The 24,325-nt window shown below is 68.7% G+C and carries 28 protein-coding genes; 13 read left to right on the top strand and 15 right to left on the bottom strand.

Annotated features, from left to right (window positions below; translation table 11 throughout):
• Position 1: 1 nt before the first annotated feature.
• From WG903_RS17665 to WG903_RS17675, 3 genes are read right to left on the bottom strand one after another with little or no spacing between them, the layout of a single operon-like run.
• A complete protein-coding gene (locus WG903_RS17665) occupies positions 2-1,201 on the bottom strand; it encodes an AI-2E family transporter (protein WP_340077861.1) in 1,200 nt (399 codons plus the stop codon).
• A 23-nt stretch (positions 1,202-1,224) separates the two neighbouring features.
• Positions 1,225-1,947 carry a LytR/AlgR family response regulator transcription factor gene (locus WG903_RS17670; protein ID WP_340078272.1) on the bottom strand — a complete coding sequence of 241 codons (723 nt, stop codon included), beginning with the start codon at positions 1,945-1,947 and terminating at the stop codon, positions 1,225-1,227.
• Between the two features lie 2 nt (positions 1,948-1,949).
• Positions 1,950-2,981, bottom strand: coding sequence for a sensor histidine kinase (locus tag WG903_RS17675; protein WP_340077863.1), 1,032 nt, complete (start codon positions 2,979-2,981; stop codon positions 1,950-1,952).
• Positions 2,982-3,028: 47 nt separating this feature from the next.
• Between WG903_RS17675 and argH the strand changes: the two genes are divergently transcribed.
• From argH to WG903_RS17690, 3 genes are all read left to right on the top strand, one after another.
• The gene (argH, locus tag WG903_RS17680; RefSeq protein WP_340077865.1) at positions 3,029-4,420 is read left to right on the top strand and encodes an argininosuccinate lyase; all 1,392 of its coding nucleotides are present in this window, start codon (positions 3,029-3,031) and stop codon (positions 4,418-4,420) included.
• Positions 4,421-4,487: 67 nt separating this feature from the next.
• Positions 4,488-4,721: a hypothetical protein gene (locus WG903_RS17685; protein WP_340077867.1), complete on the top strand. Its 234-nt coding sequence runs from the start codon at positions 4,488-4,490 to the stop codon at positions 4,719-4,721.
• An 83-nt stretch (positions 4,722-4,804) separates the two neighbouring features.
• Complete coding sequence (locus tag WG903_RS17690; protein ID WP_340077869.1) at positions 4,805-5,953, top strand: alpha-hydroxy acid oxidase; 1,149 nt, start codon at positions 4,805-4,807, stop codon at positions 5,951-5,953.
• Here the strand turns inward: WG903_RS17690 and WG903_RS17695 are convergent.
• Positions 5,950-6,846 carry a cytochrome c gene (locus tag WG903_RS17695; RefSeq protein WP_340077871.1) on the bottom strand — a complete coding sequence of 299 codons (897 nt, stop codon included), beginning with the start codon at positions 6,844-6,846 and terminating at the stop codon, positions 5,950-5,952. The two genes, WG903_RS17690 and WG903_RS17695, sit on opposite strands and share 4 nt — an antisense overlap.
• Before the next feature lie 150 nt (positions 6,847-6,996).
• Between WG903_RS17695 and WG903_RS17700 the strand changes: the two genes are divergently transcribed.
• Entirely contained in the window at positions 6,997-8,178 is a 1,182-nt protein-coding gene (locus tag WG903_RS17700) for a Y-family DNA polymerase (RefSeq protein WP_340078273.1), read from the top strand.
• Positions 8,179-8,184: 6 nt separating this feature from the next.
• Here the strand turns inward: WG903_RS17700 and WG903_RS17705 are convergent, their stop codons facing one another.
• The gene (locus WG903_RS17705; RefSeq protein ID WP_340077873.1) at positions 8,185-8,625 is read right to left on the bottom strand and encodes a DUF1569 domain-containing protein; all 441 of its coding nucleotides are present in this window, start codon (positions 8,623-8,625) and stop codon (positions 8,185-8,187) included.
• A 123-nt stretch (positions 8,626-8,748) separates the two neighbouring features.
• Between WG903_RS17705 and WG903_RS17710 the strand changes: the two genes are divergently transcribed.
• A complete protein-coding gene (locus tag WG903_RS17710) occupies positions 8,749-9,765 on the top strand; it encodes a hypothetical protein (RefSeq protein WP_340077875.1) in 1,017 nt (338 codons plus the stop codon).
• 6 nt (positions 9,766-9,771) lie between these two features.
• On the opposite strand, the gene WG903_RS17715 is transcribed toward WG903_RS17710, so the two are convergent.
• Together WG903_RS17715 and WG903_RS17720 are read right to left on the bottom strand one after the other, a co-directional pair.
• Positions 9,772-10,071: a hypothetical protein gene (locus WG903_RS17715; protein WP_340077877.1), complete on the bottom strand. Its 300-nt coding sequence runs from the start codon at positions 10,069-10,071 to the stop codon at positions 9,772-9,774.
• A 2-nt stretch (positions 10,072-10,073) separates the two neighbouring features.
• Positions 10,074-10,319, bottom strand: a complete 246-nt coding sequence (locus WG903_RS17720) for a hypothetical protein (RefSeq protein ID WP_340077879.1) — start codon at positions 10,317-10,319, stop codon at positions 10,074-10,076.
• Between the two features lie 239 nt (positions 10,320-10,558).
• Here WG903_RS17720 and WG903_RS17725 point away from each other — a divergent pair, with 239 nt between their 5' ends.
• The gene (locus WG903_RS17725; protein WP_340077881.1) at positions 10,559-10,837 is read left to right on the top strand and encodes a hypothetical protein; all 279 of its coding nucleotides are present in this window, start codon (positions 10,559-10,561) and stop codon (positions 10,835-10,837) included.
• 3 nt (positions 10,838-10,840) lie between these two features.
• Here the strand turns inward: WG903_RS17725 and queF are convergent, their stop codons facing one another.
• Genes queF through WG903_RS17745 form a run of 4 tightly spaced genes read right to left on the bottom strand, consistent with a single transcriptional unit; the run spans position 10,841 to position 13,769 of the window.
• Positions 10,841-11,686 carry an NADPH-dependent 7-cyano-7-deazaguanine reductase QueF gene (gene queF, locus WG903_RS17730; protein WP_340077883.1) on the bottom strand — a complete coding sequence of 282 codons (846 nt, stop codon included), beginning with the start codon at positions 11,684-11,686 and terminating at the stop codon, positions 10,841-10,843.
• Entirely contained in the window at positions 11,683-12,573 is an 891-nt protein-coding gene (locus WG903_RS17735; protein WP_340077885.1) for an alpha/beta fold hydrolase, read from the bottom strand. Before WG903_RS17735 ends, queF begins: the two co-directional genes overlap by 4 nt.
• On the bottom strand, positions 12,570-13,430 hold the full coding sequence (locus tag WG903_RS17740) for a 2OG-Fe(II) oxygenase (RefSeq protein ID WP_340077887.1): 861 nt from the start codon (positions 13,428-13,430) through the stop codon (positions 12,570-12,572). The genes WG903_RS17735 and WG903_RS17740 overlap by 4 nt, the downstream gene beginning before the upstream one ends.
• A gap of 27 nt (positions 13,431-13,457) precedes the next feature.
• Entirely contained in the window at positions 13,458-13,769 is a 312-nt protein-coding gene (locus WG903_RS17745; RefSeq protein ID WP_340077889.1) for a hypothetical protein, read from the bottom strand.
• Positions 13,770-13,785: 16 nt separating this feature from the next.
• On the opposite strand from WG903_RS17745, the gene hemA reads away from it, so the two are divergent.
• From hemA to WG903_RS17770, 5 genes are all read left to right on the top strand, one after another.
• Positions 13,786-15,045: a glutamyl-tRNA reductase gene (hemA, locus tag WG903_RS17750; RefSeq protein WP_340077891.1), complete on the top strand. Its 1,260-nt coding sequence runs from the start codon at positions 13,786-13,788 to the stop codon at positions 15,043-15,045.
• A gap of 69 nt (positions 15,046-15,114) precedes the next feature.
• Positions 15,115-16,194, top strand: a complete 1,080-nt coding sequence (gene prfA / locus WG903_RS17755; protein ID WP_340077893.1) for a peptide chain release factor 1 — start codon at positions 15,115-15,117, stop codon at positions 16,192-16,194.
• Positions 16,191-17,018 carry a peptide chain release factor N(5)-glutamine methyltransferase gene (prmC, locus tag WG903_RS17760; protein WP_340077895.1) on the top strand — a complete coding sequence of 276 codons (828 nt, stop codon included), beginning with the start codon at positions 16,191-16,193 and terminating at the stop codon, positions 17,016-17,018. The genes prfA and prmC overlap by 4 nt, the downstream gene beginning before the upstream one ends.
• 23 nt (positions 17,019-17,041) lie before the next feature.
• Positions 17,042-17,365, top strand: a complete 324-nt coding sequence (gene grxD, locus WG903_RS17765) for a Grx4 family monothiol glutaredoxin (protein WP_340077897.1) — start codon at positions 17,042-17,044, stop codon at positions 17,363-17,365.
• Between the two features lie 138 nt (positions 17,366-17,503).
• Positions 17,504-18,502 (top strand): AAA family ATPase, encoded by a 999-nt coding sequence (locus WG903_RS17770; protein ID WP_340077899.1) that lies wholly within the window; start codon positions 17,504-17,506, stop codon positions 18,500-18,502.
• Here WG903_RS17770 and WG903_RS17775 read toward each other — a convergent pair.
• The gene (locus tag WG903_RS17775; RefSeq protein ID WP_340077901.1) at positions 18,467-19,141 is read right to left on the bottom strand and encodes a lytic transglycosylase domain-containing protein; all 675 of its coding nucleotides are present in this window, start codon (positions 19,139-19,141) and stop codon (positions 18,467-18,469) included. The genes WG903_RS17770 and WG903_RS17775 overlap by 36 nt on opposite strands.
• Positions 19,138-20,883: a proline--tRNA ligase gene (locus WG903_RS17780; protein WP_340077903.1), complete on the bottom strand. Its 1,746-nt coding sequence runs from the start codon at positions 20,881-20,883 to the stop codon at positions 19,138-19,140. Before WG903_RS17780 ends, WG903_RS17775 begins: the two co-directional genes overlap by 4 nt.
• 101 nt (positions 20,884-20,984) lie before the next feature.
• On the opposite strand from WG903_RS17780, the gene WG903_RS17785 reads away from it, so the two are divergent.
• Entirely contained in the window at positions 20,985-21,641 is a 657-nt protein-coding gene (locus tag WG903_RS17785) for an RNA pyrophosphohydrolase (RefSeq protein ID WP_340077905.1), read from the top strand.
• The gene (locus WG903_RS17790; RefSeq protein WP_340077907.1) at positions 21,631-22,113 is read left to right on the top strand and encodes a CNP1-like family protein; all 483 of its coding nucleotides are present in this window, start codon (positions 21,631-21,633) and stop codon (positions 22,111-22,113) included. The genes WG903_RS17785 and WG903_RS17790 overlap by 11 nt, the downstream gene beginning before the upstream one ends.
• On the opposite strand, the gene proB is transcribed toward WG903_RS17790, so the two are convergent.
• Both proB and cgtA read right to left on the bottom strand, forming a co-directional pair.
• A complete protein-coding gene (gene proB, locus WG903_RS17795) occupies positions 22,110-23,249 on the bottom strand; it encodes a glutamate 5-kinase (RefSeq protein ID WP_340077909.1) in 1,140 nt (379 codons plus the stop codon). The two genes, WG903_RS17790 and proB, sit on opposite strands and share 4 nt — an antisense overlap.
• Complete coding sequence (cgtA, locus tag WG903_RS17800) at positions 23,242-24,303, bottom strand: Obg family GTPase CgtA (RefSeq protein WP_340077911.1); 1,062 nt, start codon at positions 24,301-24,303, stop codon at positions 23,242-23,244. Before cgtA ends, proB begins: the two co-directional genes overlap by 8 nt.
• Positions 24,304-24,325: the final 22 nt, after the last annotated feature.

Genomic DNA, 24,325 nt, shown 5'->3' on the forward strand with positions numbered 1-24,325 from the left:
GCTACTGCCCCAGCAGCTCCCCGACGGGCTTGAGATGGTCGACGCGGTCGCACACCGCTTTGACGATCATGAGAATGGGGATGCCCAGGAGCAGGCCCCACACGCCCCATAGCCAGCCCCATGCGAGCACGCCGATGAAGACGGCCACCGCGTTCATCCGGCTGGTGCGGCTGGTCCACCAGGGCACCAGCAGGTAGCCGACGATGGTGTGGATGGTGGTCGACGCCGCGGCGATGTAGATGGCCTGGTCGAGGTCCCCGAACTGCATGAAGGCGACGATGGACGCGGCGGCCGTGATGACGATGGCGCCGATGTAGGGGATCAGGTTGAGCAGGCCGCCGAAGAAGCCCCACACGGCCGCGTGCTTCAGGCCCAGCGCCCAGAACGACAGCGCCGTGGCCACGCCGACGATGATGCTGGAGACCAGCTGCACCAGCAGGTAGCGCTGGATTTGCTCGTTGATCTCGTCCAGCGCCTGCACGGTGATCTTCTTCTGGCTCAATTGGGGTCCCGTGATCTTCACCAGCTTCCGCCGGAACGTGTCCCCCGAGATCAAGAGGAAGTAGGTGAGGAACGTCACGACGACGACCTGCCCGACGAGGCTCGCGACACCGATGGTTCCCGTCCAGAGGTGTTCGCGCAGGTCGAAGCGCGGCTTTTCGACGACCACGCGTTGCACGCCACGCTGCGCCGGCGCTGCGGCCCCTCCCGCTTCGGCGGCCGCCTGCTCCAGTTGCGACGCGGCTTTCTGCACGGTCGTGAGGGTGTCCTTGCCGGCCGCCTGCTGGCGCAGCTTGTCGCGCAGCTTCGTGGCGGCCACGGGCAGCGACTCGATCATCGAGCTGACGTCGTCGCTGAACGACCACGCGCCCCCGCCCGCCGACGCCAGCAGGCCGAAGATCAGCACGGCGGCGGTGAGCGCGCGCGGGACGCGCCAGCGCTGGAGGCGATCGACGATCGGCGACAGCGCATAGCTCAGGAGGAAGGCGATCATCACCGGGATGAAAAAGGGCGCAGCCCATTTCAGCGTGGCGATGACCAGCAACGCCGCCAGCAGCATCAGCGACATGCTGCGCACGTGCACCGGCATGTGCAGCAGCACGTGCGACGGATCGTCGGGGTCGGCGGGCATCGGCGCCGGCGCCGGCGTGGCGTCCGGAGTCTCCAGCGCCTGTTGTGCTTGTTCGTCGGGCCTGTCCATGGCCCGCATTGTGGGCGCGTTGTTCAGGCTGAGATGGCGTCCCGCACCGCGCTCAGCTGTCGGCGGGAGACTGCAAGCAGCTCATCGATACCGTTCAGGCGCACGGCCCAGCCCTCGCCCTCCTCGGGGTCGTAGTGCTTCTCGAGGGCGCGGACGGCCTTGCGCGCCACCAGGGCATTGCGGTGGATGCGCAGGAAGTACGCGCTGTGCCGCTCTTCCAGGTCGGACAGCGATGCGTCCAGGATGTAGCTGCGCGCCGCGGTGCGCACCGTCACGTACTTCAGCTCGGCCTTGAAATAGAGCACCTCGGGCAGCGGCACGCGCTCGGTCCGGCCGCGGTCCTGGATGAGCAGGATCTCGGGGTCGGCATCGCCGGCCGCAAGGCGGCGCTTGCGAACCTTCTCCAGCGCCGACTGCAGCCGCTCGAGGCGCACGGGCTTGGTCAGGTAATCCACCGCCTCCACTTCGAACGCGGCCACCGCGTGCTGCGCGTGCGCGGTGACGAAGACGATCGCGGGTGTGCGACCCGCCGCCCGCAGGGCGCGCGCCAGCGCCACGCCGTCCATGCCCGGCATCTGCACGTCGAGGAACACCGCATCGAAGTCCCCATTCGCGATCAGCTCCATCGCCTGCGACGCGCCCGCGGCCTCGGCCGCCACGGCCACCGCCGGCGAGCCGCAGCTGGCGAGCAAGGTGCGAAGGCGCGAGCGCGCCAATGGCTCGTCGTCGACGATGAGCACCTGCATGCTCACGCCGGCACCTCGATGCGCACCTGGTAGACGCCGTCCTGCAGCACGGCCTGGAACTGGCCTTGCACGTCGTGCAGCAGCGCCAGCCGCTCGCGCACGTTGGCCTGCGCCACGCCGTGCCCCGGCGCGCCCTGCCCCGCGGGCACGGTGTTCGTCACCTTGATCACCACGCGCGCGCCGCGCCGCTGCGTGCTGACCTTCACCTGCGCGCCCTCCTCGCTGGGTTCCACGCCATGCTTCACGGCGTTCTCCACCAGCGGCTGCAGCACCAGGGGCGGCACGCGGGCGCCGCCGGCTTCGGCGTCGATCGACCACTCGACCCGCAGGCGGTCGCCGAAGCGCACCTGCTCGATGTCGAGGTAGCGACGCGCCAGCTCGATCTCGTCGGCCAGCGTGACCGACTCGCCGGGCTCGCGCAGCGCGTGGTGGAACAGGTCGGACAGGTCCTCGAGGATCGCTTCCGCCCGCGCCGGGTCATCCCGGACCAGCGCGATGGCGCTGTTCAGCGTGTTGAAGAGGAAGTGCGGGCGGATGCGCGCCTGCAGCTGCGACAGCTTCGCCGCCGCGTCCGCAGGCAGCCGGGCCTTGGCGCGCAGCACCAGGGCGGCGACCAGCGCGGCCGCGAGCAGCGCACCGGTGGCAGCCGAGGCGACCCACGGCGGGTTGGCGGCGAACCCGGTGGCGCTCACCAGGCCGCAGCCGAACAGCCCCACGACCGCACCCAGCGCGATCCCGAAGGCCTGCTGGGCGGCCGGCGGCAGGCTCTCCAGCGCGGTCTTCAGGACGCAGGCAATGACGAGCCAGGCGATGGTCGCCGGCAGGGCGGCGGCGCTCAGGGTCGCCAGGCGCAACAGCCAATCGGCCGGGGTCGCGGCGCCGAAAGTCGCGCCAACGGCCATCACCACCTCCACGAAGAGCACGGCGCGCAGCACCACGCCCACATGGCAGGCATCGAAGACCAGGACACGCCGCGGCGCCACGGCGGGTGCCGTGCTTTCCTGGAAGGCCGATAGAATTTGCGAATCGTTCATAGCCAAGCGGCTGCTTCCGGCCGATTATTGGTGATCCCCCGCTCCCCATGAACCCTCTCGACAAGAAATCCGAAGGCTGGTCCGCGCTCTTCTCGGAGCCCATGAGCGAGCTGGTGCAACGCTACACCGCCAGCGTCGGCTTCGACAAGCGCATGTGGCGGGCCGACATCGACGGCTCGCTGGCCCACGCGCGCATGCTGGCGGCGCAGAAGGTCATCTCGGGCGAGGACCTCGCGGCCATCGAGAAGGGCCTGGCGCAGGTGGCGCAGGAGATCGAATCGGGCCAGTTCCAGTGGAAGCTGGAGCTGGAGGACGTGCACCTGAACGTCGAGGCGCGCCTGACGCAGTTGGTGGGCGACGCGGGCAAGCGCCTGCACACCGGCCGCAGCCGCAACGACCAGGTCGCCACCGACATCCGCCTGTGGCTGCGCGGCGAGATCGACACCATCGCCACACTGCTCGCGGCGCTACAGAAGTCGCTGCTGGAATTGGCGGACAAGCACGCCGACACCGTCATGCCCGGCTTCACGCACCTGCAGGTGGCGCAGCCCGTCACGTTCGGCCACCACCTGCTGGCGTACGTGGAGATGTTCCAGCGCGACGCCGAGCGCATGGCCGACGTGCGCAAGCGCGTGAACCGCCTGCCGCTGGGCGCCGCGGCACTCGCCGGCACCAGCTACCCCTTGGACCGCGAGATGGTCGCCAAGGCCCTTGGCATGGACGGCATCTGCCGCAACTCGCTCGACGCGGTGAGCGACCGCGACTTCGCCATCGAGTTCACCGCGGCCGCTTCGCTGGCCATGGTCCACATCAGCCGCCTGTCGGAGGAGCTGGTGCTGTGGATGAGCCAGAACTTCGGCTTCATCCGCATCGCCGACCGCTTCACCACCGGCTCGTCGATCATGCCGCAGAAGAAGAACCCCGACGTGGCGGAGCTCGCGCGCGGCAAGACGGGCCGCGTGGCCGGCCACCTCATGGGCCTGCTCATGCTGATGAAGGGCCAGCCCCTGGCGTACAACAAGGACAACCAGGAAGACAAGGAGCCGCTCTTCGACGCGGCCGACACCTTGCGCGACACGCTGCGCATCTTCACCGAGATGATGGGCGGCATCACCGTGAACGCGCAGGCCATGGAGCAGGCGGCGCTGAAGGGTTACGCCACGGCGACCGACCTGGCCGACTACCTCGTCAAGAAGGGCCTGCCTTTCCGCGACGCGCACGACACGGTCGCGCAGGCGGTGAAGGCCGCCGTGTCGCACAACGTCGACCTGTCCGAGCTGCCGCTGACGGTGCTGCAGCAGTTCCACCCGGCCATCGGCAAGGACGTGTACGACGCCCTGTCGCTGCGCGGCTCGCTCGACGCCCGCAACGTGGCCGGGGGCACGGCCCCGGCGCAGGTGCGCGCCGAGATCGCGCGCCACCGCCAGCGCCTGTCCTGATTTCACGTTCACCGTTTGCGGACGGTGTCCGACAGCAGGGCGGCAGCGCCGCGCCCAGCATGGGCCCATGAACCCCATCCTGACTTCCTGCACGGCCCTGGCGCTCGCGTTCGGCCTGGCCGGCTGCGCGGGGACCCCCGCGCCGCGCACCGCTGTCATGGGCGGGCCGCCCGCCTGCGACGTGAGCATCTCCGTGGGCTCCGATCGCGGCTGCGTCGTGCGCCACATGGCGCCGGTGCAGGAGGAGACGCTGCTCACCAACGGCCTGCGCGTGCAAGGCTCCTCGCCGATGACCCGTTGAGGGAATTTCGCCGGTCGGCGAAATTTCGTCCCGCGGCCCCACGCGCGAGCCGCTAGCATCGGGTACGAGAGAGGAGACAGCTCGTGCCCGTCATCACCAACATCGAGGACCTGCGGGTGCTCGCGCAAAAGCGCGTGCCGCGGATGTTCTACGACTACGCCGATTCCGGCTCCTGGACCGAATCCACCTACCGCGCCAACCAAGCCGACTTCGACCGCATCCTGTTCCGCCAGCGCGTGGCGGTGAACATGGACAACCGCAGCACGCGCACGAAGATGATCGGCCAGGACGTCGCCATGCCGGTGGCGATCGCGCCGACGGGCCTGACGGGCATGCAGCATGCCGACGGCGAGATCCTCGCGGCGAAGTCGGCCAAGAAGTTCGGCATCCCGTTCACGCTGTCCACCATGAGCATCTGCTCCATCGAGGACGTGGCCAAGGAGACGGGCGGGCACCCCTTCTGGTTCCAGCTCTACGTGATGCGCGACCGCGACTTCATCGAGCGCCTGATCGACCGCGCCAAGGCCGCGAACTGCTCGGCCCTGGTGCTCACGCTGGACCTGCAGATCCTCGGCCAGCGCCACAAGGACCTGAAGAACGGGCTGTCGGCGCCGCCCAAGCTCACCCTCCCCAACATCCTGAACATGATGACCAAGCCGCGCTGGTGCCTGGGCATGCTCGGCACGCAGCGCCGGCAGTTCGGCAACATCGTCGGGCACGTCAAGGGCGTGGACAACATGGGGTCGCTGTCGGAGTGGACGGCCAAGCAGTTCGACCCGCGCCTGTCATGGAACGACGTCGAATGGATCAAGAAGCGCTGGGGCGGCAAGCTGGTCCTCAAGGGCATCCAGGACGTGGAGGATGCGCGCCTCGCCGTGGGCACCGGCGCCGACGCGATCATCGTCTCCAACCACGGCGGCCGCCAGCTCGACGGCGCGCCCTCGTCCATCTCGGCGCTGCCGGAGATCGCCGCCGCCGTCGGCAAGGAGATCGAGGTGCACATGGACGGCGGCATCCGCTCCGGCCAGCACGTGCTCAAGGCACTGGCGCTCGGCGCCAAGGGAACCTACATCGGCCGCGCGATGCTGTACGGCCTGGGGGCGATGGGCGAGGAAGGCGTGGACCACACGCTCAGGATCATCCAGCGCGAGCTGGAGCTGTCGATGGCCTTCTGCGGGCGCACCGACATCAACACGGTCGATTCGTCGATCCTGCTGCCCGGCAGCTACTAACGCTTGCCGAAAGGCCGCGGCTCGACGGTGAGCAAGTAGGCGTGGAGCGCCTGCGCGTCGACGTCGTTCAGTTTGGCCAGCGACTCGAAAGGCATCACCGGGATCGCCGACCCGTCGGGGCGCTTGCCCGAGCGCAACATCGCGATGAACGCGGCCGAATCCTTGTAGCGCGCCTTCATCACGCTGCCTTCGCCCGGCGTGAGGTTGGCGGCGGCCGGCCAGTCGGGCGGGCCGCCGGGAATCTTGCCGCCGGACAGGTGCTCGCCGTGGCAGCCGATGCACATGTTGGCCACGTACGCGCCGTGCTTGACGTTCACGCCCGCCTCCACCGGCTGCGCCGGCGGCAGGTTGTGGTCGATCTTCGCGGCCGCGTCCTGGATCGCGCCGAAGCCGTACAGCACGCGCATCGGCGGCGGGAACTTCAGGATCGCCTCGCCGCCCTTCTGCGGCGGCAGCTTGCGCACGTACGCCACCAGCGCTGCGAGGTCCTGGTCGGTGAACCGGTTGTAGTCCTCGCTGGGCATGATCATCAGCGGCCGGCCGTTGGGCCTGACGCCGTGGCGGATGCTGCGCTCCCAGTCGGCCGGCTGGTAGGCCGCTGTCGCGCCGCCCGCGGTGATGTTCGGGCCCGCGATCTTCAGGTCGTCCTTCTCGACGAACACGCGCCCGCCGCCGTTGGCGCCATGGCAATCCACGCAGCCGCGCGACTCGAACAGGTACTTGCCGCGCGCCAGCGACTGCTGGTCCTCGACGTACGCAACGGCACGCGCGGGGACCGTGACGGTGCGGTCCATCTTGCTGGCTGCCATCTGCCAGCCGATGGCAGCTGCCGCCGCCACCAGCGCCACCAGCGCCACGAGGACGCCCAGCGTCCACTTCATCCAAGGCTTCACTCTTCTTCTCCTCGCTCTCCGATGGCACGATTCTCGCCAGATCGCGCAAAAATCCGTCAGGGAAGACGCGGTGGCGCGCTCGGGAATCGGGAACTAGGTCGCAAAATCGTGGCCGTGACGCCGCCGCTTCGACGCATCGCCCACCTCGACATGGATGCTTTCTTCGCGTCCGTCGAACTTCTGCGCTACCCGCAGCTCAAGGGCCTGCCCGTGGTGATCGGCGGCGGGCGCCGGCGCGTCGACGAGATCATCCGGGAGCAGTACGCGGGCCTGCCGCTGTCGGAAATCCCCGCCGCCGCCTTCCCGCTCCTGAAGGACTACGTGGGCCGCGGCGTGATCACCACAGCCACCTATCCGGCTCGCCAGTTCGGCGTGGGCTCGGCGATGGGCATGATGAAGGCCGCCAAGCTGTGCCCGCAGGCCATCGTGCTGCCGGTGGATTTCGACGAGGTGCGGCGCTACTCGCGCGCTTTCAAGGAGACGATCGCCGAGATCGCGCCGCTCATCGAGGATCGCGGCATCGACGAGGTCTACGTGGACTTTACCGAAGTGCCCGGCGGCCAGCGCGAAGGCGGCCGCGTGCTGGCCCGCCTGATCCAGCGCGCGATCGTCGAGCGCACGGGCCTGACGTGCTCCATCGGGGTGGCGCCCAACAAGCTCATCGCCAAGATGGCGAGCGAGTTCAACAAGCCCAACGGCATCACCGTGCTCTACGAAGCCGACGTGCAGGCGAAGATCTGGCCTTTGCCGGTGCGCAAGATCAACGGCATCGGCCCCAAGTCGGAGGAGAAGCTGCTCAAGCTGCACCTGCACACGATCGGCGACATCGCGAAGGCCGACCCCGAATGGCTGGTCGACAACTTCGGCAAGTCCTACGGCGCCTGGATGCACGAGGCCGCGTGGGGCCGCGACGACCGGCCGGTGGTCACCGAGAGCGAGCCCGTCTCCATGAGCCGCGAGACCACCTTCGACCGCGACCTGCATGCAGTGCGCGACAAGGCCGAACTCGGCGCGATCTTCACCGACCTGTGCCTGCAGGTGGCCGGCGACCTTCAGCGCAAGGGCTACGTCGGCAAGACCATCGGCATCAAGCTGCGCTACGACGACTTCCGCACCGCCACGCGCGACCAGACCATCGAGCACTTCACCGCCGACGGGGCGACGATCCGCAAGGTGGCGGGCCAGTGCCTCAAGCGCGTGGACCTGTCGCGCAAGCTGCGCCTGCTGGGCGTGCGGGTGGGGAAGCTGGCGCGCGCGGGGTCCGAAGCGGCCTATGCGCTGCCCCAGCCCACCGCGCACGCGGTGAACGAACAGACCCTGGACCTGTTCTGACGGCGCTCAGGCCGCGACGATCTCTTCCTGGTGGTTGGCGATGTGCATCGCGTGCGCCAGCGTGTAGTCGTCTTTCGACAGTTCGCCATAAGCGAAGTGCGGCTTGAGCGGGGCCTTGTGCGCCTCGAAGCGCGCGATGGCCGCGCGCAGGCGCCGGGCCGCGGGTTTCCAGTCCGATCCGACATCCAGCGGCGGCGCGCCCGGGATCGGTTCCGCAAGGCCATGGCTCATCTTGCCGCGGGCACGAAAGACGGTGAACGCGGCGCGCCCCGCGGTCATCTGGAACAGCGCGCCCTTGGGCTGCGGGTAGCCGTCCATGCTCATCTCGATGCTCTGCGCCAGGTGGTCCAGGACCGAAACGAGCGGCCATGCGCCCGTGGTGTGCACGGTACGGGCACGCTCCAGCGAATCGAGCCAGGCAACGGAATCCTTGAGAGTCAGGGCCATGGCCCATGGTAGCGAAGCTCATCCGTGCAGGCGAGTCCTACCGAAGCAGCGCTGCGGCGCCTACAGGCGACGGACGAGCAAGGACGTTAACTAAAGCAGGCACAACCATCGAAGGAGCCTGCCATGAAAGCTCATCTGAAAAACTACGTCACCGCCGCCTTCCTGCTGGCGCCGGCCGCCTTGACCTTCACCGCCCTGCCCTCGACGGCCGTCGCGCAGCAGGCGCTGGAAGTGCGCTCGCTCGAAGTGACGACCGACGGCGCCGTGGCCCCGGGCTCGCGCCTGCGCTTCCGCATGGAAGGCACACCGCGCGCCGAGGCCTCCGTGCGCGTGCGCGGCATCCGCGGCAACATCGCCCTGCGCGAAGTCGAGCGCGGCCTGTACGTGGGCCGCTACACCGTCACCAGCGCCGACCGCATCGAGCCCGGCGCACCGATCCGTGCCAGCCTGAGGAACGGCAACCGCGTGGCCGTGGCCGAATACAACGTGCCCCACGACGTCCGCGGCGCCGTCGCGCAGGCGCCGGCGGCCGACGAGGTCCGCATCCTGCGCGTGAACAACTGGCCGGCCGAGCGCATGGAACCCGGCGCGGTGCTGCGCTTCGCGGTGGAAGGCACGCCCGGTGCGCGCGTGTGGGTGGACCTGCCCGGCATCGAGCAGAACGTGCGCCTGGAGGAGGTGCGCCCCGGCTTCTATGAAGGCGGCTACACGCTCACGCGCAACGACCGCCTGAACCCGCGTGCCCCGGCGGTAGCGCACATGCGCATCGGCGACCGTGCATCCACCATGAACATCGACCGGCCGCTGGTGCTGGCCGCCGCGCCCATCGAGGTTCCGATCGAGATCGTCTCGCACCCCAACAACGGCACCATCGAAGGCGACGTGGCCAACGTGCGCGGCCGCACGGCGCCTTTCGCGCGCGTCGAGGTGCGCGTGACGGCTGTGCCGCCGCTGCTCGGCCAGTTCACGGGCGCGCAGCAAGTCTTCGCGCAGACCTTGCAGGCCGATGCGCGCGGATTCTTCGAATTCAGCTTCCGCTCGCCGTTGCCCGTGCCGGGCACGAAATACGACGTGCACATGCTGGCGACGAAGGAAGACGTGCGGCGCGAGGCGAACGTCGTGCTGTACCAGCGCGGCTGACGCGCCTCAGGCCGGCGTGCTGTCGGGCTGGTCGCGGAGCTCGCCCGGCGCGCGCCGCCAGACGGGCTGCGCCGCCCACGTGGTGTTGACGCGCGGGGCCTCGACGGGGGGACCGTCAATGAGCTCGAGCTGCTGCAGCGCGTAGAGCGCGATCTGCAGCGAGTCGGGTGGGAAGAACTGGCGCGCCTGTTCGACGCGCATGGCCGGGTCGCAGAACGCCAGCAGCTCGCGCAGGTGGCGCGACAGGCCCCACCGCGCTGCACTGCGCAGCACGACGTGGCCCTTGGGCGTGATGGCGTAGATCATGGTCAATGGACGCGGCCGTCCGAAGGTTCGAGCAAGCCCAGCAGCTGGAGGGTTTGCAGAGATTCGCGGAGCGAGTGAGGGGGCATGAACTGCCGCATCTGGTCGAACCACATGCCCGAGCCGCACATCAGCAGCACGTCGTGCAGGTAGCGCGACAGGGGCGCCAGCGTCGTGTCGTTGGTCTCGACGAGGTCACGGAAGACTTGTCCCTTGGAGGTGAGGCGCCAGGCGGGTGCTTGTGCTTCCATCTCTGTCTCCTGTGTTGCGTTGTGCTGTCAGTGAAATCTGGGCGATACGGCTGACGAAGCCCTTACCGGGGCCCTCGGTGTTTGCCCGCACCGAAACTGAATCGGAACTGACAGACAGCCCTCCCCGCTTGGTCCACACTGTGCCGGACGCTCCTAAAAAAGGAGCGCTTGACGCCAACTTACGCGGAACTTACAGTGTCCTTACTCGAAACTTACGGGGCCGCCCGGCGGAGGTGCGCATGACAGTCGACGATCTGCAACGGATCAAGAGGTGGCACCTCGCGCATCGCAACGACCACCCCGTCGAGTACCACGCCTGGGACGCCATGCTCACGCTGTGGGTCGCCGGCTGGGTGGGCTGGGTTCCCGTCTATGCGTGCGACGTGATCTGGGGCCTGCCGCTGTGCGTGCTGGCGATGGCGGCCCCGAGCCTGTACGTCGAGTGGCGCAAGAAGGCGCATCGCGCCGGCCGCCTGCGCTGCGACTGGATGCCCGCAGCGGCCTCGATCGGCCGGTAGCCGCTACTGCCGCGCGGTGCGCACGTTCGTCGGGGCGGGCGCCGGGTGGCTGCTGCGGAACGGGTTGATGTCCAGCCCGCCTCGACGCGTGTAGCGCGCATACACCGCGAGCTTGGTGGGCCGGCACCGCGTCCACAGGTCCATGAAGATGCGCTCCACGCACTGCTCGTGGAACTCGTTGTGGTTGCGAAAGCTCACGAGGTATTGCAGCAGCGAACCCTGGTCGATCTGCGGCCCGCTGTAACGCACCTGCACGCTGCCCCAGTCCGGCTGGCCGGTCACCAGGCAGTTGCTTTTCAGCAGGTTGCTCACCAGCGTTTCCGTCACGGGCTGCTCCCCCGCCGCCGCTTTCAGCAGCTCGGGCGCGGGCGTGTACTGCGTGCATTCGATGTCGAGGCGGTCCAGGCTCAGGCCGTCCAGTTCGTGGATCGGTTCGGCGTCGAACTGCTCCGGCATGACGATGCGCACACCGACGCCGGCCTGCGAAGGCGCGCCGCGCCACACCGCCTCGCTGACGTCGGCGCGGATGCGGTCGCGGACCTCGTCGGCACCGGCGAAAGGCTCGTTCGTGAAGCTGTTCAGGTACAGCTTGAAGGACTTGCTCTCGACGATGTTCGGCGTTTCGCACGGCACGGTGACGTGCGCGATGGCCACCTGCGGCTTGCCGCGCGGGGTGAGCCACGACAGCTCGAACGCGGTCCAGAGGTCCGCGCCGAAGAAGGGCAGCGTCTCGCCCAGGCCGATCTCCTCGCGCTTGGGCCGCCGCGAGATCGGGAACAGCAGCGACGCGTCGTAGCGGTCGGCATACGGCGCGGGCTTGCCCAGCTGCGATTGCTCGGGCGTGGTCATGGGACGTGCACCGATTGCAGGTGCGGCAGCAGGCTCGCCAGGAGGCGCTCGACGACGCCCGGGACGAGATCGTGCCCCATCCCCGGGACGACGTGGAACTTCGCGCCCGAAATGCGGCGTGCGGTGTCGTTGCCGCAGGGCAGCGGCACCAGCGGGTCGTCGCGGCCGTGGATGACGAGCGTCGGCGCCTTGATGCGCGGCAGTTCGTCGGCGCGATGCGCGTCCGCCGCCACCGCGGTCAGCTGGCGCACGGTGCCCTGCGGGTGGAAGCTGCGGCGCGTGGCCACCGTGATGCGGCGGCGCAGTTCGGCTTCGTCCATCGGGAAGCCGGGGCTGCCGATCACCTGGAACAGGTGCACGTAGTGGTCGACGATTGCCTCTTCGCTCTTGCCGCCGGGGCGCGACAACAAGGCCTGCAGCACGTGCGCCTTCGGGCCGGGCAGGTAGCGCGCACCGCTGGAACTCATGATGCTCGTGAGCGACATCACGCGTTGCGGCGCGGCGATCGCCACGCGCTGCGCGATCATGCCGCCCATGCTCACGCCCACGACGTGCGCGCTTTCGATGCGCAGCGCGTCCATCACGCCGAGCGTGTCGGCCGCCATGTCGTGCACCGTGTACGGCGCCTGCACCGAAAAGCCGAGGCGGTGCTTGACGCTCTCCCACACCAGGTTGGGCACGCCGAGCTGGTCGAACTTCTGCGACAGGCCGATGTCGCGGTTGTCGAAGCGCACCACGCGGTAGCCCGCTGCGACGAGCGTATCGACGAAAGCGTCCGGCCAGGCCACGAGCTGCATGCCCAGGCCCATGACGAGCACGACCGCCGGCCGGTCGGGCGGGCCGAAGTCCTCGACTTCGATGGCAGTGCCGTTGGCGTCGACTCTCACTCGAACCGGCGCTCGCGCAGCCACTTGGTGGCGATCCACTTCTCGCCGGCGATCACGGGCGCGCCGCCGTGCAGCGACTTGGTGCTGGGGTGCGGGCGCTCGTAGCTGAAGAACACGGCGTTGCCGCGCTTGGGTGCGACCTCCATGTGCACGTCGGGGAACACCGTGCCCCCGCCCTTCTCCGGCTCGCCCAGGTACATGATCAGGGTGCCCACGCGCTGGCCGCCGCGGCGCAGGATGGTGGGCGTGCCCGGCTGCGTCGGGTCGAAGTAGTCGTAGTGCGGCTTGTACTCGGTGCCGGGCGTGTAATGCAGGATCTGCAGGCCTTCGCCGTTTTCCATCGGCCAGTTCACCAGGCGCGCAATGCGCTCCTCGATGCGCGTGACCAGCTCGTTCTCGCCGCGCTGGAAGAACATCCCGTTGCTGGTGCGGTCGGCGTTGACTTCCTCGCCGCCGGTCTTGGTCTCGATGGTCAGCGAGCGCGCCAGGCGCGGCTTGGCCAGCTCGATCAACTGGTCGCATTCCTCGTGCGACAGCAGTTCGCCGAACACCACGATGCGCGGGTCGAACATGGATTGCAGGATGTGGACCTTGCGGTCGCCCGCGTCGACATAGAGCGGCGACTCGCCCAGGCTGGGTTCGGGCACCGGCACCGCGGCGGGCAGGCCCTGCGCCACGGCCTGCTGCTCGAGGTGGCCGCGCAGCGTGGTCTCCATCGCCTCGATGGCGACGTCTTCCTGCCAACCCGACGCGAGCATGGACTTCAGCACCGACTCGGCGCTGTGCCCGGCCTGGGCCTGCTCGACGATCCACTGCCGCAACTCCGGCGTGATCTGCTGTCTCTCTGCCGTGGTCATGCCCTCATTCTCCGCCGAACGCGCCGTTCACTTCCAGCCTCGGCCACATACCCATTGGGTGGCGGCGACGGCCAGGACGAGCCCGGCGTACGTGGCCATCTTGCCGTCCACCCCGAACCACCACAGCCCCCCCAGGAGGACGGCCAGCCCCGCCGTGAAATTGATCGCGGCCTGGACCCACCAGCGCAACGGCTGGGGCGCCGCGCCCACGAAACGCGCGCCGAAAGTCACGGCCAGTGCGACGAACAGCGCCGGAGCCGCGAAACCGAACAGGTGAAAGGTGAAGTCGACCGGGCCCATGTGGCCTTGCGCCAGCGCAAGTACTTGAAACTGAAGCAAATTTTATAATCCCCCCATGACCGTCTGGGCGTTGGGCCTCAACCACACGACCGCGCCGCTCGATATGCGCGGCCGGTTCGCCTATGCCCTGGACCAGTTGGAGCCCACCTTGCGCGCCTTGCGCGAGGCTTTGTCGCCCCAGCCCGAGGCCGCCATCCTGTCCACGTGCAACCGCACGGAGATCTATTGCGCCGGCGACCGCGGCGCGATGGACCGCACCTTCGACTGGCTGGCCCATTCGGGCGGGGTGTCGACGCAGCTGCTGCGCTCGCACGCCTACACCTTGCACGATGCGCAGGCGGCGCGCCACGCCTTCCGCGTCGCCAGCGGCCTCGATTCGATGGTGCTGGGCGAGGCGCAGATCCTCGGCCAGATGAAGGAAGCCGTGCGCGTGGCCGACCAGGCGGGCGCGCTCGGCACGACGCTCAACCAGCTGTTCCAGCGCTCGTTCGCGGTGGCCAAGGAAGTGCGCACGTCCACCGAGATCGGCGCGCACTCGATCAGCATGGCCGCCGCCGCGGTGCGCCTGGCCTCGCAGCTGTTCGAGGACGTGCACAAGATCCGCGTGCTCTTCGTGGGCGCGGGCGAGATGATCGAGCTGGCGGCCACGCATTTCGCCGCCCGGAACCCGAAGTCGATGGCGATCGCCAACCGCACGCTGGAGCGCGGCGAGAAGCTCGCGACGCGCTTCGGCGCCGAGGTGATGCGCCTGGCCGACCTGCCGGCGCGCCTGCACGAATTCGACGCGGTGGTCAGCTGCACGGCCAGCACGCTGCCGATCATCGGCTTGGGCGCCGTCGAACGCGCGATCAAGGCGCGCAAGCACCGCCCCATGTTCATGGTGGACCTGGCGGTGCCGCGCGACATCGAGCCCGAGGTGAAGGCGCTGGAAGACGTGTACCTGTACACCGTCGACGACCTCGCGGGCGTGGTGCAGACCGGCAAGGAGAACCGCCAGGCCGCGGTCGCCCAGGCCGAGGCGATCATCGACGCCGGCGTGCAGAGCTTCCTGCACTGGATGGACCAGCGCAGCAACGTGCCACTGATCCTGCAGCTGAACGCGCAGGCCAACGAATGGCGCGCGGCGGAACTCGCCCGCGCGCGCAAGCTGATCGCGCGCGGCGAGAACGTGGATGCGGTCCTGGACGCGCTGTCCAAGGGCCTGACGCAGAAGATGCTGCACGGCGCGATGGCCGAGCTGCACAGCGGCGACCCCGCGTCGCGCGAACGCGCGACCAACGCCATCCAGCACTTCTTCCTGCGCAAAGAGCGTTAGCTGCGGCCCACCTGCCATGCCGGACTTGATCCGGCATCCAGTGTCTTCCGGCCTCTCTTCGCTCATCCCATGAAACCCTTCCTCCGCCAGCAACTCGAACGCTACCCGGTCCGCCTGCAGGAGCTGGACTTCTTCCTGCAGCAGCCGGACATCGCCAGCGACATGGAGCGCTACCGCGCGCTCACGCGCGAGCACGCCGAAGTCAGCGAGGTCGCCGCCCGCTACGCGCACTACCTGCAGCGCGAGCGCGACCTCGCCGCCGCGCGCGAGATGGAGGCGGACGCCGACATGGCGGAGATGGCGCGCGAAGAGATCGCCGCCGCCGAAGCCGAACTGCCGCAGCTCGAGGAAGAACTGCAGCGCCTGCTCGTGCCGAAGGATCCCGACGACGCGCGCAACACCTTCCTCGAAATCCGCGCCGGTACGGGCGGGGACGAGGCGGCGCTATTCGCCGGCGACCTGCTGCGCATGTACACGCGCTACGCCGAGCGCCAGGGCTGGCGCACCGAGGTGATCAGCGACAGCGCCGGCGAAGTCGGCGGCTTCAAGGAAGTGGTGATCCGCGTCGTGGGCGACGGCACCTACGGCAAGCTGAAGTTCGAGTCGGGCGGGCATCGCGTGCAACGCGTGCCGGCGACCGAAACGCAAGGGCGCATCCACACGAGCGCCTGCACGGTGGCGGCCCTGCCCGAGCCCGACGAGGCGCAGGCGGTGCAGATCAACCCGGCCGACCTGCGCATAGACACCTACCGCGCATCCGGCGCGGGCGGGCAGCACATCAACAAGACCGATTCGGCGGTTCGCATCACGCACATCCCGACGGGCATCGTGGCCGAGTGCCAGGACGACCGCTCGCAGCACCGCAACAAGGCGAAGGCGCTGCAGGTGCTTTCCGCGCGCATCCAGGAGAAGGAACGCAGCGAACGCGCGGCGAAGGAGGCGGCCACGCGCAAAGGCCTGATCGGCAGCGGTGACCGCAGCGACCGCATCCGCACGTACAACTTCCCGCAGGGGCGCCTCACGGACCACCGCATCAACCTGACGCTCTACAAGCTGCAGTTCATCATGGAAGGCGACCTCGACGAGGTGGTCGAGGCGCTGCTGCTGGCCCGCAAGGGCGAACAGCTCGAGGAGCTGGGCCTGGCATGAACGTCGCGCAGGCGCTGGCGCAGGCGGCCTCGCTCGGGCTCGACCGCCTCGATGCGCAGCTGTTGTTGCTGCATGCACTGGGGCGCAGCGGGACCGACCGCGGCTGGCTGCTGGCGCACGACACGGACGGTATCGCCGGCGCGCACGAACACGCCTTTGCAGCGGCCTGCCAGCGGCGGGCCGGCGGCGAGCCACTCGCCTACATCGTCGGCCGCAAGGAATTCCACGGGCTGGACTTGCAGGTCGATGCGCGCGTGCTCGTGCCCCGGCCCGATACCGAGACGCTCGTCGACTGGGCCATCGAGCTGCTGCGTGCGCACGAGGCGCCGCGCGTCGTCGACCTGGGAACCGGCAGCGGGGCGATCGCGCTGGCGCTGAAGAAGGAAATCCCCGGCGCACGCGTCGAGGCGTGCGACACCAGCGCGGACGCGCTCGCCGCGGCCCAGGCCAATGCGCACCGGCTGGGCCTGGCGGTCGAATTCCGGCTGGCATCGTGGCTGGACGGCGCGGTGGGGTTCTACGACCTCATCGCGTCGAACCCGCCTTACGTGGCCGTGGGTGACGCCCATCTGGCCGCGTTGCAGCACGAACCGCAACCGGCCCTGGTCTCCGGCGCGGACGGGCTGGACGCCATCCGCGCGATCGTCGCGCAGGCGCCGTCGCACCTGGGGGCGGGCGGCTGGCTGCTGCTGGAGCACGGCTGGGACCAGGCGCCGGCCGTGCGCGCCCTGCTCCACGCCGCCGGCTTCGGCTACGTGGCCAGCCGCAGGGACCTTGCGGGCATCGAGCGCTGCACCGGCGCGAAATGGCTTGAATTGGGATAATCCTTCCCAATCTGGAGATTCCAATGAGCGACACGCAACAACGCATCGACCAGCTGGTCAAGGGCAACGAGATCCTGCTGTTCATGAAGGGCAATGCGACCTTCCCGCAATGCGGCTTCTCCGGCCGCGCCATCCAGATCCTGAAGGCCTGCGGCGTGGACCCCAGGCAGGTCACCACCGTGAACGTGCTGGAGGACGACGAGATCCGCCAGGGCATCAAGGAATACAGCAACTGGCCGACGATTCCGCAGCTTTACGTGCGCGGCGAATTCATCGGCGGCTCGGACATCATGATGGAGATGTACCAGAGCGGCGAGCTGCAGCAGGTTCTCGGCACCACCGCGTAAAACCGCGCCGCGGCCTTGGCAGTCGCGGGATGCGACTGCCAGCCTGTCGGTTCGAGCCGACAACACATCGGGCTTGCGCGCCCATCCATTGATCAGCCGCCCGCTCTATGCTGGAATGGACCAGCAAGGAGTGCGTGGATGGAAACACGGAGTCTCGTTCCTCATCGATCATCTTCCTTGGAGCTGCCCATCGCCCACATGCGCAGCGTCTTCCGGCCGCACGACGTCGAGCGCAAGCTGGCCAAGCTCCCCGGCAAGGACCACGAGAACCTGCGCTCCACCTACGAGCGCATGCTGGAACGCGGCCCGGAGCGCTTCCAGGTCAAGCCCAGCGGCATCCCCGAGATGCAGCACCTCTACGACGAGCTGCCCAACTTCACGGAAGCCCTCGACGACGTGCGGCGCCACGTCGCGCTGTCGCAGGACTCGCGCGACGGCCTAGAAGTGACGCCCATGCTGTTGCTCGGCCCGCCCGGCATCGGCAAGACGCACTTCGCGCGCAAGCTGGCGGACCTGCTGGGCACCGGCATGTCGCTGGTTCCCATGAGCTCGATGACCGCGGGCTGGTTGCTGTCCGGGGCCTCGTCCCAGTGGAAGGGCGCCAAGCCCGGCAAGGTGTTCGAGGCGCTGGTCGAAGGCCAGTACGCCAACCCGGTGATCGTCGTCGACGAGATCGACAAGGCCGCCGCCGATGCGCAGTACGACCCGCTGGGCGCGATGTACTCGCTGCTGGAGCACGACACGGCCGGCTCGTTCATGGACGAATTCGCCGAGGTGGCGATCGACGCGAGCCAGGTGATCTGGATCATGACCGCGAACGACGAACGCATGATCCCGGAGCCCATCCTCAACCGCATGAACGTGTTCGAGGTCGAAGCGCCCTCGTTCGACATGGCGCGCACGATCGCGCGCAACCTCTACGCCGCGATCCGCAAGGACCATGGCTGGGGCTCGCGCTTCGAGGGCGAGCCGCGCGACGACGTGCTGGACCAGCTCGCCGAACTGGCGCCGCGCGACATGCGCCGCGCGCTGATGACGGGCTTCGGCAATGCGCGGCTGGAAGCGCGCGGCGAAATCCTGGTGGAGGACCTGCCCAAGCCCTCAGCGGGTCGGGGGCGTCTGGGATTCCTGAACTAAGGACGGCGGAACGGCATCCTTCCAGTCGTACGCGCGCTTGGCGCGCAGCACGGCGTTGGGGTACTCGGCGCGGCCGCGGCTGCCGTTGTAGCGCCCCAGCGCCATGAACAGGTCGCCGTTCTCGCGGTCGCGCAGGTAGTAGCGCAGGATCACGCAGCCGAAGCGCAGGTTGGTCTGCATGTGGAACAGCACCGATACATCGGACTTGCCCACCAGGAGCCGCGCCCAGAACGGCATGACCTGCATGTAGCCGCGCGCCCCGGCGCGGCTGACGGCGAACTTGTTGAAATTGCTCTCGACCTGGATCAGGCCGAGAACGAGCGCGGGGTCGAGGCTGGCGCGCCGCGCCTCGTACCAGACGGTCTGCAGGAAGTCGCGCCGCTGCTCCCAGTCCATGCGCGTCGTGAGGCGCCGGTTCATCGCGCCCAGCCAGCGCAGGTAGAACAGGCGCGACTCCTGGTCGGGGAAATGCGGCTGCGGCAGGCGGTGGTAGTCGACCGGGTCGCCGCCGATGGCGGCCCGCAGGCCGTTCAACGCGCTTTCGGCGATGGGCTCCTCGGCTTGCGCCCCGCCGAATGCGGCGCCCGGCGCCAGCAACGCCCATGGCGCCGCCCAGAGCAGTTCGCGTCGGGCGATCACGCTTGGAGGCGGCCTTTCACGAAGCCGAAGGCCTCGCCGGCCGCCACCCGGGTCGCTGCCGCGTCGCGGCGGTGCTGGTATTCCACCTGGCCCTCTTTCAGGCCGCGGTCGGAGATCACGATGCGGTGCGGCACGCCGATCAGTTCCCAGTCGGCGAACATCGCACCGGGGCGCTCGCCGCGGTCGTCGAGCATGACGTCGACGCCCGCCGCGGCCAGGTCGTCGTGCAGCTTCTCGGCGGCGGCCTTGACTTCCGCGCTGCGGTCCATGCCGATCGGACACACGACCACCGTGAACGGCGCGATCGCGTCCGGCCAGATGATCCCGCGCTCGTCGTTGTTCTGCTCGATCGCGGCTGCGGGCAGGCGCGTGATGCCGATGCCGTAGCAGCCCATCTGCATCAGGCGCGGCTTGCCGGTCTCGTCGAGGAAGTTCGCGTTCATCGCGGCGCTGTACTTCGTGCCGAGGAAGAAGATGTGGCCGACCTCGATGCCGCGCTGGATCGCGAGCCGGCCCTTGCCGTCCGGCGACGCATCGCCTTCGACGACGTTGCGGATGTCGGCGACCTGCTCGGGCTCGGGCAGGTCGCGGCCCCAGTTCACCCCGGTGATGTGGAAGTCTTCCTCGTTGGCGCCGCAGATCCAGTCGGCCATCACCGCCACTTCGCGGTCGGCGACCACCTTCACCGGCTTCTTCATGCCGATGGGGCCGAGGTAGCCGGGCTTGGTGCCGAAGTGTTCGATGATCTCGGGCACCGTGGCGAAGCGGAAGCCGTTCTTCAGGCCTTCGACCTTGCCCGCCTTCACTTCGTTGAGGTCGTGGTCGCCCCGCAGCAGCAGCAGCCACACCTGCGACTTCGCGATTTCGCCGCGCTCGTTCAGTTCGTCCGTCGCGAGCACGATCGACTTCACCGTGGTTTGCAGCGGAACGCCGAGCAGCGCCGCGACGTCCTGGCAGGTGGCCTTGCCCGGCGTCGGCGTCTTCGTCATCGGCTTCGACGCAGCCGGCCGGGGGCCTTGGGGCGCCAGCGCCTCGGCCTTCTCGATGTTGGCCGCGTAGTCGCTGTCGGGGCTGTAGATGATCGCGTCCTCGCCGGTGGCGGCGATCACCTGGAATTCCTCGGACAGGTCACCGCCGATGGCGCCGCTGTCCGCGGCCACGGCGCGGTAGCGCAGCCCGAAGCGGTCGAAGATGGCGCGGTAGGCCTTGGCCATCACCTGGTAGCTTTGCTTGGCGCCGGCCTCGTCGCGATCGAAGCTGTAGGCGTCCTTCATCGTGAACTCGCGGCTGCGCATCACACCGAAGCGCGGCCGCCTCTCGTCGCGGAACTTGGTCTGGATGTGGTACAGGTTCTTCGGCAGCTGCTTGTAGCTGCGCAGCTCTTGGCGCGCGATGTCGGTGACGACCTCTTCGCTGGTGGGCTGGACGATGAAGTCGCGATCGTGCCTGTCCTTCAGGCGCAGCAGCTCGGGGCCCATCTTGTCCCAGCGCCCCGTCTCCTGCCAGAACTCCGCCGGCTGGATCACCGGCATCAGGCATTCGACCGCGCCGGCGCGGTTCATCTCCTCGCGCACGATCGCCTCGATCTTGCGCACGACTTTCAGGCCCATGGGCATCCAGGTGTAGATGCCGGCGCCGAGCTTCTTGACCATGCCCGCGCGCATCATCAGCTTGTGGCTGGTCACTTCGGCGTCCGCCGGGGCTTCCTTCTGGGTGGAAACGAGGAACTGGGAGGCTTTCATTCGATCTGGGGAAGGCCGCATCGGCCACGGCCGCTGAGCCTATGGCGGCGCCGCGAAGCGGCGTGCATAATGAACTCAGTTTAAGGATTTGGGGTTTGATTATGCTCGACCGGGACGGCTTCCGGCCCAACGTCGGCATCATCTTGCTCAACCAGAAGAACCAGGTGTTCTGGGGCAAGCGGATCCGCACCCACTCCTGGCAGTTCCCGCAAGGGGGCATAGACCGCGGCGAGACGCCCGAACAGGCGATGTTCCGCGAGCTGCACGAGGAAGTCGGGCTCCTGCCGGAGCATGTGCGGATCATCGCCCGCACCCGCGACTGGTTGCGCTACGAGGTGCCGGACCGGTACATCCGCCGCGATGCCCGCGGCCACTACAAGGGCCAGAAACAGATCTGGTACCTGCTCCAGTTGACCGGCCACGACTGGGACCTGAACCTGCGCGCCACCAACCACCCGGAGTTCGACGCCTGGCGCTGGAACGACTACTGGGTGCCGCTGGACGTGGTCGTCGAATTCAAGCGCGGCGTGTACGAGATGGCGCTGACGGAGCTCGCGCGTTTCCTGCCGCGGCACGACCACCGCAACCGCTACCTGCGCAGCGGCATGCGCTCGCGCGACCACGGCGATCACGAGCACCCGCCCGAGCAGCACCAGCAGATGCCCATGCCCGGCTTCGAGCTTCCGCCGGGCGCCACGTTCGACCCCGACCCGCAGGCCGCCGTCGCACCGGCGGGCAAGGACAAGCATGCGCCGTGAGTTCGCGCTGGCCGCGGCGCTCGCCGCGGGCCCGGCGTTCGCGCAGGTGTTCGGCGACTGGAACGAGGGCACCGTGCCCCTGGCGCCGCCATTGCGGACCGAGGCGCTCGTTCCCCTCGACATCCAGGGCTCGGACCTGCGCTTCGGCATCGATCCCGCATCCGTTTCCGTCGGCAAGGACGAGGTCGTGCGTTTCGTGATCGTCGCGACGAGCCCGTCGGGCACGGTCAACGCGTTCTACCAAGGCGTGCACTGCGCGCGCGCCACGTATCGCCTGTATGCGCGGCACAGCCCGGCGCAAGGCTGGCGCGCCGTCGAGGCGGAGTGGAAGGCGCTGAACGAAGGGCTGGAGGGACGTTTCGGCTACCTGGCCGCACGAGCGGGGGTGTGTTCCGGCCGCGTGCCGGGCGGCACGCCGGCGCAGATCGTCCAGGCCCTCAGGACACCCAGCGACCGCAAGACCGGCTTCTAGCGGGTGACCACCAGGTTGGTGCGGTGGATCATCTCGGGCTCGGCAACGTAGCCCAATAGCTTCTCGATCTCGGTCGACGGCTTGCGGCACAGCAGGCGGGCTTCGGCGCTCGCGTAGTTCGCGAGGCCCCGCGCGATCTCGTTGCCTTGCGGGTCGCGCACGGCGATCACGTCGCCGCGCGAGAACTCGCCGTCAACCGCCGTCATGCCGATCGGCAACAGGCTCTTGCCTTCCGCGCGCACCTTGGCGACGGCGCCTTCGTCCACCGTCACGGAGCCGCGCAACTGCAGGTGGTCGGCCATCCAGCGCTTGCGCGCCTGGTTCTTCTGCGTCGGCGCGACGAGCAGCGTGCCGATCGCTTCGCCGCGCGCCAGGCGCACCAGGCAATCCTTCTCGCGGCCCCAGGCGATCACCGTCGAGGCGCCCGAGCCCGCCGCGCGCTTGGCCGCGAGGATCTTGGTGATCATCCCGCCCTTGCCCAGCGTCGACCCCGCGCCGCCGGCCATGGCCTCGAGCGCGGCATCTCCTGCCTTGGCTTCATGCACGAAGGTGGCGGCCGGGTCCTTGCGCGGGTCGGCGCTGTACAGGCCCTTCTGGTCGGTGAGGATGACGAGCGCATCCGCCTCGACCAGGTTCGCGACCAGCGCACCCAGCGTGTCGTTGTCGCCGAACTTGATCTCGTCGTTGACCACCGTGTCGTTCTCGTTGATCACGGGGATGACCTTCAGGCGCAGCAGCGTGAGCAGCGTCGAGCGGGCGTTGAGGTAACGCTCGCGGTCGGCCAGGTCGGCGTGCGTGAGCAGCACCTGCGCGGAGTGCATGCCGTGCTCGCGCAGTTTCGTTTCGTACATCTGCGCCAGGCCCATCTGGCCCACGGCGGCGGCGGCCTGCAGCTCGTTCACCTCGTGCGGCCGCGTCGTCCAGCCCAGGCGCTTCATGCCTTCGGCGATGGCGCCGCTGGAAACCATGATCACCTCGCGGCCCTCGCGCGCCAGCGCCGCGAGCTGGCGCGACCACTCGCCGATCGCGTGCTCGTCCAGGCCGCGGCCTTCGTTGGTCACGAGGCTGGAGCCGACCTTGACGACGATGCGCCGCGCATCGCGCACGACCGGGGACGAGGGCTTGTTCTCAGACATCCTGGAATCGCGGATCGACTTCTTCCGGCGGCTGCTCGGAACGGTGGACCTTGTGCACGTGCTCGAACACGGACTTCACCAGCGTGTCGCAGCCCTCGCGCGTGAGCGCCGAGATCTCGAACACCGGGCCCTTGTACTTCATGCGCTTGACGAAGTCCTTCACCCGCTTCTCGCGCTCGTCCGCGGGAACCATGTCGACCTTGTTCAGCACCAGCCAGCGCGGCTTGTCGTACAGCGCCTGGTCGTACTTCTTCAGCTCGGCGACGATGGCCTTCGCCTGCGCGACGGGGTCCACGCCTTCGTCGAAGGGCGCGATGTCCACGAGGTGCAGGAGCAGGCGCGTGCGCTGCAGGTGGCGCAGGAACTGGTGGCCCAGCCCCGCGCCTTCAGCCGCGCCTTCGATAAGGCCCGGCACGTCGGCGACGACGAAGCTCTGCTCGGGGCCGACGCGCACCACGCCGAGGTTGGGGTGCAGCGTGGTGAAAGGGTAGTCGGCGATCTTCGGCCGCGCGTTGGAGATGGCCGCGATCAGCGTCGACTTCCCGGCGTTCGGCATGCCGAGCAGGCCGACATCGGCGAGCACCTTGAGCTCCAGCTTCAGGCTCTTGCGCTCGCCTTCCTTGCCCGGCGTCTTCTGGCGCGGGGCGCGGTTGATCGAGCTCTTGAAGCGCATGTTGCCGAAGCCGCCCTCGCCGCCCTTGGCGATCATCAGCATCTCGCCGGGCGTGAGCAGCTCGTACAGCACCTCGCCCGTCTCGGCGTCGGTGATGATGGTGCCCACCGGCATCTTCAGCACGATGTCGTCGCCCGCGGCGCCGAACATGTCGGAACCCATGCCGTGCTGGCCGCGCTTGGCCTCGTGGCGCTTGGAATAGCGGTAGTCGACGAGCGTGTTGAGGTTGACGTCGGCGAAAGCGTAGACGTTGCCGCCGCGGCCGCCGTCGCCGCCGTTGGGCCCGCCGAACTCCTTGTACTTCTCGTGCCGGAACGAGACGCAGCCGTTCCCCCCATCGCCAGCGGCGATGTCGATGTAGGCTTCGTCGACAAATTTCATGTTGGCTCGATTAAAACAAAAA

The sequence above is a fragment of the Ramlibacter sp. PS4R-6 genome, assembly GCF_037572775.1.
In the GTDB taxonomy this organism is placed as follows: Bacteria; Pseudomonadota; Gammaproteobacteria; order Burkholderiales; family Burkholderiaceae_C; genus Ramlibacter.